We start from the raw sequence: 13,513 nt of genomic DNA on the forward strand, positions 1-13,513 counted from the left end.
TGGAATCCGATATGCCCAGACTGCCATTCAAGGGGTTATCGCCTCAACCTGTTACTCGACGTCGCTGGCTGATCGGCAGCGCGGCTGCATCACTGCTGGCGCTTTCGCTGGCATTCTGGTGGTGGCGCACGCCGGTACAAAGCGCCCCGGCCAGGCTGAGCCATACCTACGAGCAGGCGCTGGAACAGGCCCACGACGGCAAGCCCGGCGCCGCCCGCGTGCTGTATCAACAGCTGGCCCGCACCGATCTGTCCGAGGCGCAGCGCATCAACCTGCTTGCAGAGTTGAGCGACTACCCGAGCCCCCAGGCCCTCAAGCTGCTTGATGCCGGTCTTGGTAACTCGTCACCCCGCATACGCGAAGCCGCCATCGACGTCAGCGTCAAACTGGTTTCCAACAGCCAGCGAAGCCTGTTGCTCGGCCCGTTACTGGACGACGCCGAACAATCCGTCAGGTTTCACGCCACCAGCGCTTTGCTTGGGCTGTCACCAGATGAACTGGGTCTGTACTTTGCCGTTCTCCAGCAAAGCGCCGAGGTTTATCAAGAGGCGCTGAAAAGTCAGCCCCCAAGCGCACAAAACCAACTGCAACTGGCGAAGCTTTATCTACAGACCGGTGATCTCGAACCCGCCCTGACGGCCCTGCAACAGGCCACGGCGCTTGACCCGGGTAACACTGAAGCGGCGCTGGCGCACATTGAACTGCTGGACCGCAAAGGCCAGGCCGAGCAAGCGAGAGCCCTCTTCGCCCGGCTGGTGGAGCACAATCCCGGTTCATCCATGATCCAGCATGCTTTGGGCGTCTGGCTGCTGAATCACGGGCAGGCCGAATTCGCCGTGCTCAGCCTGGCGAAGGCAATCGAGCTTGCACCTGAAAACAACGACTACCGTTATGAGCTGGCTGTTGCCTTGCATTCGCTGAATGAGCTGGAAGCCGCGCAAAAGCAGCTGACTCAAATCGTTCAGAATGACCCCGCGAACCGCAAGGCAAGGGTGCTGCTGATCCAGTATTGGAAAGAAACCGGCCAGCTGCAGAATGTCCAGGTCCTGCTGGCTGAGCTGGAGCAGCAGAACCCTGACGATCCGGCCTTGCAGCAAGGATTGTAGGGGCAGACTAGCCCCAGGGAACTCGCCAAAAACTGGCCAGATGCTATCCCTTCTGTTGGCTGCAGGCCGTTCGGCGAGCGGTCCTCAGACATTTCTGATATCGCGATATCTGACAGCCTTTATGTCTGTCAGATGTTTCTGACTCTGCATGGCGCTACCCGACGTGACACGTTTCTCATCATGGGTGAATATCGGAAATAACTTACAAGAGACCCCGCCCGATAACACAAGAAATGTCCTGTATATCCAACAGCTGCGCCTTGCCTCATTTAATGATTTTGAAGAAGACTGTTTTCTAACTGAAAAAAAAGGTGCATCATTTGCGGGCTAGTGAGTTATAAATACCCTGTATCTGCACATCCCCCGCCGGGAAGGCTAAGTTTTATCATTGACGCCGCAGGTAGAGGTCAGAACCGAATGAGCAAATCGGCCAGACAGTTTTGTCTCATCGCTTTATTGGGCTGACAACAGCCATTACATTGTTGGAGTGTATTTACTTGTCCAGACTTGCCGAGTTTCGAGCTGCAGAGAAAGCCCTTCAGGAACAGCTTGCACAGCTGGAATCGTTGAAGAATGACGCCGGATTGAAAAAGGAGATCGAATTCGAGCAAAAGCTCAAGGACCTGATGGGCACCTATGGCAAAAGCCTGCGTGACATCATCGCAATCATGGACCCGGCAGGCGCCACTTCGCTGGTTGCACCTGCGGGCCCTAAACGTCGCCGCGCGCGCGTTATCAAGGTTTATCAGAACCCGCACACGGGCGAACTGATCGAGACCAAAGGCGGCAATCATCGCGGACTCAAAGCCTGGAAAGAACAATACGGTGTAGACACTGTTGATTCGTGGCTTCGCGCCTGACCCAACTACGTCACCTGAAGCCCTGCACTTGCAGGGCTTTTTTGCTTGAGGCCCGGGATAGTGTGTTGCAGCGAAGCGGCACGGCATGACCGATAGTGAGCTTACATTTCAGCACGATACACCTTGGAAAATCATGTGACAGAGCAAATGAACTGCCTGGTACATGTAACTTTCGGTCACAGTGCTATTAGCGCCGCAAAAATAATGACGCCAATAAACATTTTCCGGTTAAGCGATTCAGTTCACAGCCAGACACCTGAACACTTGCTGACTACCGTAGAGTAATTATTCAGTTTGTCTGTTGTTACACACTATTAAATAATTTTTACTGTCGGTTGGTCAGATTTTTGCTGCCGTGGAAGCAGGTGATCAGGGCTTCACACTTTTTTCACATGGATTCTAAGATGATGAAGACCGCTAAAGGAATAGCGCCCCATGCCCGCCTCGGCGGGCTTCTTTTTGTCTGCAGAAAAGTACGCCTCACTGCACCGTATCCAGGCGCAGGCTTTCGCGAATCTGTAGCGCTTCGTCCTTGTTGGCGGCATACCCCTCCGCCGATCCCGCATACGATAACGACCAGGCCATCTCCTTGCTGGCCGCGGCGACCAGCGTCTGGGTCAGCACATGCACGCCATTCTGGGTGATGGTGCAGGTTGTCTCCAGTGCCGGCACCTCACTGAGTCGACTTTCACGCACATGCGTACACACGCTCTGCAAACCGCTGCGGGCAAAGTTGACCTGAATGGATTTGCGCATTTCAAGCAACACACCGGATACATTCACCTCATGCCCCGGGGTCAGACGCGTCTGCGTCAGCTCCATGACCATCAGCGGATTTCCATTCTGATCGTTTTTGACGGCGCGCTGTCTGACCTGCACGGAGGGCTGAGCGGGCGCGTCCGATTCAGTCGGCAGTGCCTCGACCTCCCAACCCGCAGGCCAGATGATCATTGCGTCGGCGGCATGAGCCTGTGCAGCACACAGCAGCAGAAAAAGGCCCAGGCCTGGCAAGCAGCGTCGGTATTGCGAAAGCATCATGATGGGGTCGCCAGTACGGTTGACCGCAAATTCTGAGCCTGTTGCCGCTGACGAGCAAGGGCGAAGCAGTTATCCGCTCCCCATGATTTGGCGCTGACTGCCCTGCCCCGTATCATTTGGCACTAATTTGTACATTGGTTGGAGAACATCGATGAGCTTGCACGAACTCAACACACTTCCAGGCGTGACTGCCGAGCCTGAAGCGGCTACCCGGCAATTTGTGTTTAACCACACCATGCTGCGCGTCAAGGACATCACCCGGTCGCTGGACTTCTACACCCGCGTGCTGGGTTTCAGCCTGGTTGCAAAGCGCGACTTCAAGGAGGCTGAATTCAGCCTGTACTTTCTCGCCCTCGTCGACAAGGCGCAGATCCCGCAGGATGACGCTGCGCGCGATGAGTGGATGAAATCGATTCCGGGCATTCTGGAACTGACCCACAACCACGGCACCGAAAGCGATGCGACAGCGTCTTATCACAATGGCAACAGCGACCCGCGCGGCTTCGGTCACATCTGTGTGTCCGTACCTGACGTCAAAGTGGCCTGCGAGCGCTTCGAGGCGCTGGGCGTGGACTTCCAGAAGCGCCTGTCCGACGGCCGCATGAACAGCCTGGCCTTCATCAAGGACCCGGACGGTTACTGGGTGGAAATCATCCAGCCTACGCCACTCTGAGGTCGTAGCCGCCCAGTGACGCCGAGCGGTACGAGCTGCTTGCCAGAGCCTTGGCACCAGAGTCATTGACGGTTGTGGATCTGCCAGCAGATCAGCTACAAAAAAGCCCCGTGATCGCTCACGGGGCTTTTTGTTGTTCCGCGGCCCTGCTTATCAGGCTGGTGCGGAAGTGCGGATCAGGTGGTCGAAGGCGCTCAGGGAGGCCTTGGCACCCTCGCCCAGGGCGATGATGATCTGCTTGTACGGTGCAACCGTGACGTCGCCGGCTGCGAAGATGCCAGGTACTGATGTTTCGCCGCGCGAATCCACCACGATCTCGCCACGTGGCGATAGCTCGATAGCGCCTCTGAGCCATTCGCTGTTTGGCAGCAGGCCGATCTGGACGAAGATACCTTCCAGCGGAACGGTGATTTCTTCGCCCGTAGTGCGGTTCTTGTAGCGCAGGCCGTTGACCTTCTGCTCGTCGCCGGTCACTTCAGTGGTTTGCGCACTGGTGATCACGGTGACGTTAGGCAGGCTGTGCAGTTTGCGCTGCAGGACCGCATCGGCGCGCAGTTGGACGTCGAATTCCAGCAGCGTGACGTGAGACACGATCCCCGCCAGGTCGATGGCGGCCTCGACACCAGAGTTACCGCCACCAATCACGGCAACGCGCTTGCCCTTGAACAACGGACCGTCACAATGCGGGCAGTACGCCACGCCCTTGTTGCGGTATTGCTGCTCGCCGGGAACGTTCATCTCCCTCCAGCGTGCGCCGGTGGCAAGGATGACAGTCTTGGCCTTGAGGCTCGCGCCGCTGGCAAATTTCACTTCATGCAATTGACCGGCTGCACCAGGAATCAGCTTGTCGGCGCGTTGCAGGTTCATGATGTCGACTTCGTACTGCTTGACGTGTTCTTCAAGCGCCACGGCCAGTTTCGGCCCTTCGGTATGCTGCACCGAGATGAAGTTTTCGATGGCCATGGTGTCCAGCACCTGACCGCCAAAGCGCTCAGCCGCCACACCGGTACGAATACCTTTGCGAGCTGCATACACGGCAGCCGCTGAACCAGCAGGACCGCCGCCAACTACCAGCACGTCAAACGCGTCCTTGGCATTGAGTTTTTCGGCCTGACGCGCACCGGCACCCGTATCGATCTTGGCCAGAATCTCTTCCAGGCCCATACGGCCCTGGCCGAACAGCTCGCCATTCAGATAGATGCTGGGCACCGACATGATCTTGCGATCGGTGACTTCATCCTGGAACAGCGCGCCATCGATAGCGACGTGCTTGATGCCAGGGTTCAGCACTGCCATCAGATTCAGCGCCTGAACAACGTCAGGGCAGTTCTGGCAGGACTGGGAGAAATAGGTTTCGAAGTGGAACTCGCCTTGAAGGGCGCGAACCTGTTCGATGGTTTCCGCACTGACCTTGGGTGGGTAGCCGCCAACTTGCAGCAGCGCCAGGACCAGCGAGGTGAATTCGTGACCCATGGGGATACCGGCGAAACGCAGGCTGATATCGTGCCCAGGGCTGCTCAGCGAAAACGACGGAGTACGCGCGTCGGTGCCGCTGTCGTTCAGGGTGACGTCTTTGGAAACGCTGATCACGTCGTTGAGCAGTGCGAGCATTTCCTGAGACTTCGCGCCGTCATCAAGGGACGCGACGATCTCGATGGGGCGAGTGACCCGCTCCAGGTAGGATTTCAACTGGGCTTTAAGATTGGCGTCCAACATGTGGCGACTTCCTGTTTTTACGAAGGGTAGAAATAACAACGCCCAGGCGATTACCGCCCGGGCGTTTTTTGGGGCGATGCGGTTTACTTGCTCAAGAGCTCAACGCCCCTAGCCGATTCATACGAATCAGATCTTGCCAACCAGGTCCAGAGACGGGGCCAGAGTAGCCTCGCCTTCTTTCCACTTGGCTGGGCAGACTTCGCCTGGGTGAGCAGCAACGTACTGAGCAGCCTTGATTTTGCGCAGCAGCTCGGAAGCGTCACGGCCAACACCGCCGTCGTTCAGTTCAACGATCTTGATCTGGCCTTCAGGGTTGATCACGAACGTACCGCGGTCCGCCAGACCGGCTTCTTCGATCAGCACGTCGAAGTTGCGCGACAGGGTCAGCGTCGGGTCACCGATCATGGTGTACTGGATCTTGCCGATGGCTGGCGAAGTGTTGTGCCAGGCAGCGTGAGCAAAGTGGGTGTCTGTCGAGACGCTGTAGATTTCAACGTCCAGCTTCTTGAACTCTTCGTAGTTGTCAGCCAGGTCTTCCAGCTCGGTCGGGCATACGAAGGTGAAGTCAGCCGGGTAGAAGAATACGACAGACCACTTGCCTTTGAAGTCAGCGTCCGAGACGTCAACGAAAGCGCCGTTCTTGAATGCGGTAGCCTTGAACGGTTTTACTTGGCTGTTGATGATAGGCATCGGTATATCTCCTGATGGGTTGGATGGGTTGTGAATTCGATGGAGTGAAGCTTACGCATCATCGATGACAATCGCTCATTGGCAAACCTGATGTCACCGATTGCTTTTCGCTATGAAGGCAGCTTATCAATAGAAGAAACCTTCAGCCCGCTCCCCACTCCTGGGTTGCCCGGGAACGGCGCGGCGTCAATGTAACGCATCGCAGACTTGATGTCCCTCCAGCCAACATAGGCCATCAGTGACTTGAGGTCCCAACCGTTGCTGTGCGCCCAGCTTGCAAAGCCGCGGCGCAAGGAGTGGCTGGTGTACTGCACCGCATCGATACCCGCACGCTCGAAAGCCTGACGCAGCAACGGGATAACGCTATTGGCATGCAACCCCTCTTCACTCAGATTGCCCCAGCGGTCGACCGCTCGAAACACCGGACCGCGCACCAGTGCGGCGCAATTGATCCATTCGATATAAGCCTGTACCGGGCACAGCCGCTGCAATGCGGGGGTCTGGTAAGTCCTGCCGATATTCTCGCGATCACCCTTGCTGCGCGGCAGGTACAGCGTAATGCCTGATCCGGCCATGGCCTTGACGTCCTGCACCTGCAAGCGACACAGCTCGTCACTGCGAAAGCCGCGCCAGAAACCCAGCAATATCAGCGCCGTGTCGCGACGGCAGCGCAACAGCCGAGGCTGATCGTTCTGAGCGCTGGCATCGCGAGCGTCCGTGTCCAGCCAGGCGATGACCGTCTCCAGGTCCTGTAACTGCAACGGCTCGGCCTGCTTCTCCTGCGCCGGATGCAAGGCGCGTATGCCCTTGAGCACTTTGCGCACCATCGGCGCCTTGGTCGGGTCGACGAAACCCTGACTGACATGCCATTGCGCCAACGCAGAAAGCCGCAGCTTCAGGGTATTGACCGACAGCGTCCCCGCGTAAGTGGCCAGATAGCGCGCAACGCTTTCACTGGTCGCTGGCAGAAACCCGCCCCACGACACTTCGAAATGCTCGACAGCCGCCCGGTAGCTGCGCCGGGTGTTATCGCGGGTGGCGGCGTCGATGTAGCGATCAATGTCATTCATGACTCAAGCCTGCTGACTGTACCGGGCTGGACGCTGAAAACGCTTCGATAAGCGCCTGATACGGGATAATACGCCAATATCCCGTGTTATTTAATTCAAAAAATGACGAATTTTAAATCCTGATATAGTATGTAATTACAGGGTACATACCACAGTACGAAATCGTAGGAGTAAACATGGCTCGCGGCGGCGTCAACAAGGCATTGGTGCAGAAAGCAAGGGTCGCCCTGCTGGCCAGAGGTGAGAACCCCAGCATTGATGCGGTACGCATTGAAATGGGCAACACCGGCTCGAAAACCACTATCCATCGCTACCTCAAGGAGCTGGATACAGCGCACTCGCCAGCACCCGACATCAATGAAGAACTCACTGAGCTGGTGGCCCGCCTTGCGCAACGGCTTGATGAGCAGGCTCAGGAACGTATCGATCAGGCACGCGACAAGTACGAAACCAGCTGCAACAGCCTGCAACTGCAGCTCTCATCAACTCAACAGCAGATCAGCGACCTGCAAAAGCAGCTGCAGCAACGGGATGAGATGCTGGAGCAACAGGCCGCCGCCCTGCTCCACACTCAGCAGACGCTGCAGAACACGCAGACCGAACAGACCAGACTGCTTCAGGTAAAGCTGGATCTGGAGGCGCGCCTGCAAGACAAGGATGGACAGATCAGCTCGCTGGAAGAGAAACATCAGCACGCTCGCGAAGCGCTCGAGCACTATCGCAATTCGATCAAGGATCAGCGCGAACATGAGCAACAACGCCATGAAGGCCAGGTACAGCAGTTGCAGATGGAATTGAGGCAAGCCCAGCAAAGTCTGGCCATGCGCCAAGAAGACATCACGCAATTGAATCGCGACAACGAAAGGTTGCTGGCCGAAAACCGCAACGCCCAGCGTGAATTGCACAGCCAGCAAGACTTGCTGGGTAAAGCGGCCATTCAGGCAACCGCCTCTGCCGAACAGCAGCAACAGGTGCGCACGCAATGCGCGCTGCTGGAGGAAAGGCTAAGAAGCCTGCAAGAAGAAGCAGCCGGACTCAGGCAGAGCCTGACAGACGCTCACCAGCAAAACAGGGTTCTGGAACTGCTACTGACCAAGAAGGAAATTGCTCTGGAAAATCTGCAACGCCAGACGAGTCAGCCTGAAAAGCCCAAAGCCAGCACCAAGAAACCAGCCAGGACCTGAGAAGCCCCCGTTATGCGGCATGGCAAGGCAAGTACAGATGAACCTCGGTACCCCGACCTTCGACACTCTTGATCTGCACATGCCCGTCGGCCTGCTTGATAAAACCGTAGACCATGGACAGCCCCAGCCCCGTGCCTTGACCGACCGGCTTGGTGGTGAAAAACGGATCGAATACCCGATCAATGACGCTTTGAGCGATTCCGCACCCCGTGTCCTCGACACTGAGCCGGACGTAGTCGCCCGCAGGCACGTTGGCTTGCTGCGCCGCAAGCGTTACAGACCGGCTGCGCACCCACACCCGCCCTCTCGCTGGCACGGCATCGCGGGCGTTTATCACCAGATTCAACAAGGCGTTTTCCAGCTGATGCTCGTCGGTCTGAATCACACCCAACCCCTCTTCGAGCTCAATGTGCAGCACCGCGCGACTGCCTAGCGTACCGCGCAACAGCTCCTCCATCGACCGCACCATGCGATTGATGTCCACCGCACTGACATCCAGCGACTGACGCCGCGCAAAGGTCAGCAGCCGCTGGGTCAGCACCGACGCGCGATTGGCCGAAGCTGCCGCCGCATCTATATAGTGCTCGACCTCATCAACCCGACCGGCCGCCAGGCGACACTTGATAAGGTCCAGCGCACCCAGCACACCGGACAGCATATTGTTGAAATCGTGGGCGATACCTCCGGTCAGCTGGCCAATAGCGTCCATCTTCTGCGCATGGCGCAGCACCTCTTCCGCCTGGGCGCGCTCGGCAATCTCAACCTGTAGCAACTCGTAGGCTTCGGCCAGCTCGCGAGTCCGCTGTTCGACGCGCATCTCCAGACTTTCATTGAGATCACGCAGCGCCTCTTCAGCTTTGACCTGAGCGGTGATGTCGGTGTGGGTACCCAGCCAATGGGTGATGTGGCCCTGAACGTCCCGAATGGGCTGCGCACGTGACAGAAACCAGTTGAAAGCGCCGTCCTTGCCACGCAGCGGAAAGGTGTCCTCCCAGATAGACCCGGTGGCAAAGCAATATTGCAGTCTGGCCACCACCCGCTCCCGATGCTCGGGGTGCAGGACGGAGCGCCAGCCAAGCGCCTTCATGGCTTCAAAGGAAGCGCCGGTGTAGGAATACCAGCGCTGGTTGTACCAATTGACCTGACCCCGCGGGTCGGCAGTCCAGGCAAGCTGACTCATGTTGTCGGCCAGCGCCCTGAACTGCTCCTCGCTCTCACGCAACACGTCGAGGTGCTGCCGGGCTTCGATATCCTGCGCTGGCAAATGCAGCGGCATGCGGATCGACGGTTTCTCTCTGTTCACAGGGGGTCCATCCTCTTCAAGCTTTTACACCGGAAATCGTCCTGACCTCCGGGCGTCGCGACTTACCGCTGCACCGGGGTGCGCATGGTGACGAATTCTTCCGCGGCAGTCGGGTGCACGCCAATCGTATCGTCAAACACCTGCTTGGTCGCACCAGCCTTGATGGCAATCGCCAGGCTTTGCACAATTTCGCCAGCATCCGGCCCTACCATGTGGCAGCCAAGCACACGGTCGGTTTTGGCATCCACCACCAGCTTCATCAAGGTGCGCTCCTGATCGTCCGTCAGGGTCAGCTTCATGGGCCGGAAACGGCTTTCGAACACCTGCACATCATGACCCGCCTTGATGGCATCTTCTTCGGTCAGGCCGACCGTACCGATGTTCGGCAGACTGAAAACCGCTGTCGGGATGTGATTGTAGTCCACCGGACGGTATTGCTCCGGCTTGAAGAGCCGTCGCGCCAAGGCCATGCCTTCAGCCAGCGCAACCGGGGTCAGTTGCACACCGCCGATGACGTCGCCGATAGCCAGAATGGACGGCTCGCTGCTCTGGTAATGCTCATCGACCTTGATGTAGCCGTGCTCGTCGAGCTTGACGTCGACGCTGTCGAGACCGAGGTTGTCGAGCATTGGGCGACGACCCGTGGCGTAGAACACGCAATCGGTTTCCAGCGTGCTGCTGTCTTTCATTGTCAACAGCAGGCTGCCGTCGGGCTGTTTGTCGATACGCGCGATGTCGCTGTTGAAGCGGATCGTCATGTGGCGCTTGAGCAGTTCTTCATGCAGATGGGTACGCACACTGCCATCGAAGCCGCGCAAGAACAGCTCACCGCGATAAACCAGCGTGGTGTCAGCACCCAGCCCGTTGAAAATCGATGCAAATTCCACGGCAATGTAGCCGCCACCCACAACGACAATGCGCTTGGGCAGCGTCTTGAGATAGAACGCCTCGTTGGACGTAATCGCATGCTCGCGCCCAGGCACGTCAGGCACCTGCGGCCAGCCGCCGGTGGCAATCAGAATGCGCTCGGCACTGTACGTCTGACCGTTGATCTCGACCTGCTGCGGGCCGGTGAGCCGTGCATGTCCCTCGAGCAGCGTCACGCCGCTGTCGACCAGCAACTTGCGATAGATGCCATTGAGGCGATTGATTTCGCGATCCTTGTTGGCGATCAGCGTCGACCAGTCGAATTCAGCCTCGCCCAGCGACCAGCCAAAACCCTTGGCATGATCGAAGTCTTCGGAGAAATGCGCACCGTATACCAGCAGCTTCTTGGGAACGCAGCCTACGTTGACGCAGGTACCACCCAGGTAGCGACTCTCGGCCACAGCCACCCGCGCACCAAAACCGGCAGCAAAACGTGCCGCCCGAACGCCGCCTGAACCGGCGCCGATTACAAACAGATCAAAATCAAAAGCCATCGATATCTCCTGAGCAGGGTCACAGCATAACCGCCTGACGGTCATTCAGAAATGAAAAAGCCACCCGAAGGTGGCGTTTTCACAGCAGCGTCATTCAAAAATCAATGAGCTTTGCCGGCTTTGTAGAAATGCTCGAAGCAGAAGTTGGTTGCCTCGATATAGCCTTCAGCGCCACCGCAGTCGAAACGCGTGCCCTTGAATTTGTAGGCAAGCACGTTACCTTCTGCAGCCTGCTTCATCAGGGCGTCGGTAATCTGGATCTCACCACCCTTGCCTGGCTCGGTCTGTTCGATTTTCTCGAAAATGTCCGGCGTCAGAATGTAGCGGCCGATGATCGCCAGGTTGGACGGCGCATCTTCAGGCTTTGGCTTTTCAACCATGTCGGTCACGCGGAACAGGCCAGGCTTGATCTCTTCACCCGCGATCACGCCGTACTTGTTGGTTTCCGACGGGTCAACTTCCTGAATGGCAATGATCGAGCAACCGTAGTGCTTATGCAGCTTGACCATCTGCGCCAGCACGCCGTCGCCTTCGAGGTTGACGCACAAGTCATCCGCCAGAACCACGGCGAACGCTTCGTTGCCAATCAGCGGACGACCGCTGAGGATGGCGTGGCCCAAGCCTTTCATTTCGGTCTGACGAGTGTAGGAAAAGCTGCACTCATCAATCAGCTTACGGATGCCGACCAGGTATTTCTCTTTGTCGGTACCCTTGATCTGGTGCTCCAGCTCGTAGCTGATGTCAAAGTGATCTTCGAGCGAGCGCTTGCCGCGGCCGGTCACGATGGAGATTTCAGTCAGGCCAGCCGCGAGTGCTTCTTCAACACCGTATTGGATCAGCGGCTTGTTGACCACCGGCAGCATTTCCTTGGGCATGGCCTTGGTCGCTGGCAAAAAGCGAGTGCCGTAACCGGCTGCTGGGAACAAGCATTTCTTGATCATAAAAGTCCTTGGTAAGGGCTGTTGGTGTTAACGGCGCAGTCTAATCAGGCGGCGGTCACGTTACAATGCCCCGCCTTTGGCCGTCCGATGCCTTCATAGAGGAATCAGACGGCAGATAGTTCCGCACCATTGTAGATATTGCGACCAACCCGGCGCGGCTCATACACACAAAATCCTGCGCCCGCACGGCATCCTGTCGCTTACATTAGTACTACAAAACAGCGAACAGGAATGTAAAACATGGCGGAACGATGGCACGCCATATCAGTCCAACCCTGCAATTGCTGATTTCCCGGCCTTACCTACACCTTCTCGAAGCGAAAAACATGATCAGAATCCTGTCCATTATTGCTGTGCTGGGCCTCACTGGCTGCGCAACCGCCTCCAATACCTACCTGAAAAACGGCAAACAGGGCCTGAGCATCGATTGCTCTGGCGAGGCGATGTCGTGGGCAAGCTGCTATGAGAAGGCCGATGCATCCTGCGCGGGCACAGGCTATGAGATTGTCGGCACCGACGGCACACCGCAACCTGCGGAAAGCGAAAAGACGCTGGGCGTGGACGTCGGCAACTACAAGAGCCGCAGCGTGCTGGTGGTCTGCAAGTAATTGCGCATCCTGCGGTAGAAGATTCGCCGCCCGACCCCATGCGGTCGGGCGCTCTGGACAAGCCTTTATCTGTCAGCCGGAGATACAGGCATCAGCGGCGTTCTGCACATCCCTGAAGCGGATCGGCACGTTGGAAAGACGCTCATAGACCTTGATCGTACTGCCGCCTGATCGGCTCTCGACGTCGACCACTGCCGCAGGCGACTTGCTGAGCTTTTGTGCCACGATAATGCGCAGGCCATCGTGACGGGACTCAATCAGGGGCGGCTTGCGGCTGCTGCTGATCTTGCCGACGAAACAGTCAGTGTATTCCTTGGGGTTCTTCCCCGACATGACATTCATGGTAGGGGGCGTATGTTCGATATCGTTTACCGTCGCACAGCCGGTCATCGCCAGAGCCAGGACTACTACAGCCAGTTTCATACTAAGTCTCCAGAATAAAGGTGCTACGACAAGACAGGCGGCAATTAAATCCCCACTCGGGCGATTTTTGCCAGAAAGAATGCAAATTAATGAGGGGCAGCGTCAAATCAAGGGCACAGCATGCTATCGTTTTGATTTTTCAGAAAAAGCCCTGCTTCGGAGCCCCGGTCATGAAATTCGTACACCAGCGCGAGCATTTGAACGAAGACGATCTGGTCGTCATCACATGCTCGCAGACCTGCAATATTCGCCTGATGAACGATGCGAACTTCCGCAGCTTCAAGAACGGTGGCCGTCATACTTATCATGGCGGTGCGTTTGATACCTTCCCTGCCAAGATCGCCGCGCCAAGCACCGGTTTCTGGAACATTACCATTGATACCGCCGGGCGCAAGGTGGACACCAACGCCGGACGCAAGCCGCCGTTTACCCACGCCATCAAGATCGTCCGCCGCTCGACCTCTCAGCTGAGATGATGCA

At 57.3% G+C, this 13,513-nt stretch carries 14 protein-coding genes; 6 read left to right on the forward strand and 8 right to left on the reverse strand.

Annotation, left to right across the window (positions count from 1 at the left end):
* Nucleotides 1–11 precede the first annotated feature (11 nt).
* Together I9H07_RS12845 and I9H07_RS12850 are read left to right on the forward strand one after the other, a co-directional pair.
* Entirely contained in the window at nucleotides 12–1,106 is a 1,095-nt protein-coding gene (locus I9H07_RS12845; RefSeq protein WP_058391979.1) for a HEAT repeat domain-containing protein, read from the forward strand.
* A 497-nt stretch (nucleotides 1,107–1,603) separates the two neighbouring features.
* Nucleotides 1,604–1,966 carry a histone-like nucleoid-structuring protein, MvaT/MvaU family gene (locus I9H07_RS12850; protein ID WP_024646890.1) on the forward strand — a complete coding sequence of 121 codons (363 nt, stop codon included), beginning with the start codon at nucleotides 1,604–1,606 and terminating at the stop codon, nucleotides 1,964–1,966.
* A gap of 480 nt (nucleotides 1,967–2,446) precedes the next feature.
* Here the strand turns inward: I9H07_RS12850 and I9H07_RS12855 are convergent, their stop codons facing one another.
* Nucleotides 2,447–3,004, reverse strand: coding sequence for a DUF4946 domain-containing protein (locus tag I9H07_RS12855; protein WP_024673809.1), 558 nt, complete (start codon nucleotides 3,002–3,004; stop codon nucleotides 2,447–2,449).
* A 151-nt stretch (nucleotides 3,005–3,155) separates the two neighbouring features.
* Between I9H07_RS12855 and gloA the strand changes: the two genes are divergently transcribed.
* The gene (gloA, locus tag I9H07_RS12860; protein ID WP_024673808.1) at nucleotides 3,156–3,677 is read left to right on the forward strand and encodes a lactoylglutathione lyase; all 522 of its coding nucleotides are present in this window, start codon (nucleotides 3,156–3,158) and stop codon (nucleotides 3,675–3,677) included.
* Nucleotides 3,678–3,830: 153 nt separating this feature from the next.
* Here the strand turns inward: gloA and ahpF are convergent, their stop codons facing one another.
* The 3 genes from ahpF to I9H07_RS12875 form a co-directional block, all read right to left on the reverse strand.
* Entirely contained in the window at nucleotides 3,831–5,393 is a 1,563-nt protein-coding gene (gene ahpF, locus I9H07_RS12865) for an alkyl hydroperoxide reductase subunit F (RefSeq protein ID WP_024673807.1), read from the reverse strand.
* Nucleotides 5,394–5,519: 126 nt separating this feature from the next.
* A complete protein-coding gene (gene ahpC / locus I9H07_RS12870) occupies nucleotides 5,520–6,083 on the reverse strand; it encodes an alkyl hydroperoxide reductase subunit C (RefSeq protein ID WP_024673806.1) in 564 nt (187 codons plus the stop codon).
* 110 nt (nucleotides 6,084–6,193) lie between these two features.
* Entirely contained in the window at nucleotides 6,194–7,153 is a 960-nt protein-coding gene (locus I9H07_RS12875; protein ID WP_024673805.1) for a site-specific integrase, read from the reverse strand.
* 176 nt (nucleotides 7,154–7,329) lie between these two features.
* Between I9H07_RS12875 and I9H07_RS12880 the strand changes: the two genes are divergently transcribed.
* Entirely contained in the window at nucleotides 7,330–8,337 is a 1,008-nt protein-coding gene (locus I9H07_RS12880) for a DNA-binding protein (RefSeq protein ID WP_236423555.1), read from the forward strand.
* 10 nt (nucleotides 8,338–8,347) lie between these two features.
* On the opposite strand, the gene I9H07_RS12885 is transcribed toward I9H07_RS12880, so the two are convergent.
* The 3 genes from I9H07_RS12885 to galU form a co-directional block, all read right to left on the reverse strand.
* Nucleotides 8,348–9,640 (reverse strand): hybrid sensor histidine kinase/response regulator, encoded by a 1,293-nt coding sequence (locus tag I9H07_RS12885; protein ID WP_236423557.1) that lies wholly within the window; start codon nucleotides 9,638–9,640, stop codon nucleotides 8,348–8,350.
* Between the two features lie 62 nt (nucleotides 9,641–9,702).
* Entirely contained in the window at nucleotides 9,703–11,061 is a 1,359-nt protein-coding gene (gene gorA, locus I9H07_RS12890) for a glutathione-disulfide reductase (RefSeq protein WP_058823546.1), read from the reverse strand.
* Nucleotides 11,062–11,162: 101 nt separating this feature from the next.
* Nucleotides 11,163–12,002, reverse strand: a complete 840-nt coding sequence (gene galU, locus I9H07_RS12895) for a UTP--glucose-1-phosphate uridylyltransferase GalU (protein ID WP_003315315.1) — start codon at nucleotides 12,000–12,002, stop codon at nucleotides 11,163–11,165.
* Nucleotides 12,003–12,328: 326 nt separating this feature from the next.
* Here galU and I9H07_RS12900 point away from each other — a divergent pair, with 326 nt between their 5' ends.
* Complete coding sequence (locus tag I9H07_RS12900; RefSeq protein WP_024673801.1) at nucleotides 12,329–12,610, forward strand: hypothetical protein; 282 nt, start codon at nucleotides 12,329–12,331, stop codon at nucleotides 12,608–12,610.
* A gap of 72 nt (nucleotides 12,611–12,682) precedes the next feature.
* Here I9H07_RS12900 and I9H07_RS12905 read toward each other — a convergent pair whose 3' ends face one another.
* Entirely contained in the window at nucleotides 12,683–13,033 is a 351-nt protein-coding gene (locus tag I9H07_RS12905; RefSeq protein WP_024673800.1) for a hypothetical protein, read from the reverse strand.
* A 170-nt stretch (nucleotides 13,034–13,203) separates the two neighbouring features.
* Here I9H07_RS12905 and I9H07_RS12910 point away from each other — a divergent pair, with 170 nt between their 5' ends.
* Complete coding sequence (locus I9H07_RS12910; protein ID WP_007249367.1) at nucleotides 13,204–13,509, forward strand: DUF1883 domain-containing protein; 306 nt, start codon at nucleotides 13,204–13,206, stop codon at nucleotides 13,507–13,509.
* Nucleotides 13,510–13,513 lie beyond the last annotated feature (4 nt).

Source organism: Pseudomonas syringae (assembly GCF_023278085.1).
Classification (GTDB): domain Bacteria; phylum Pseudomonadota; class Gammaproteobacteria; order Pseudomonadales; family Pseudomonadaceae; genus Aquipseudomonas; species Aquipseudomonas syringae_Q.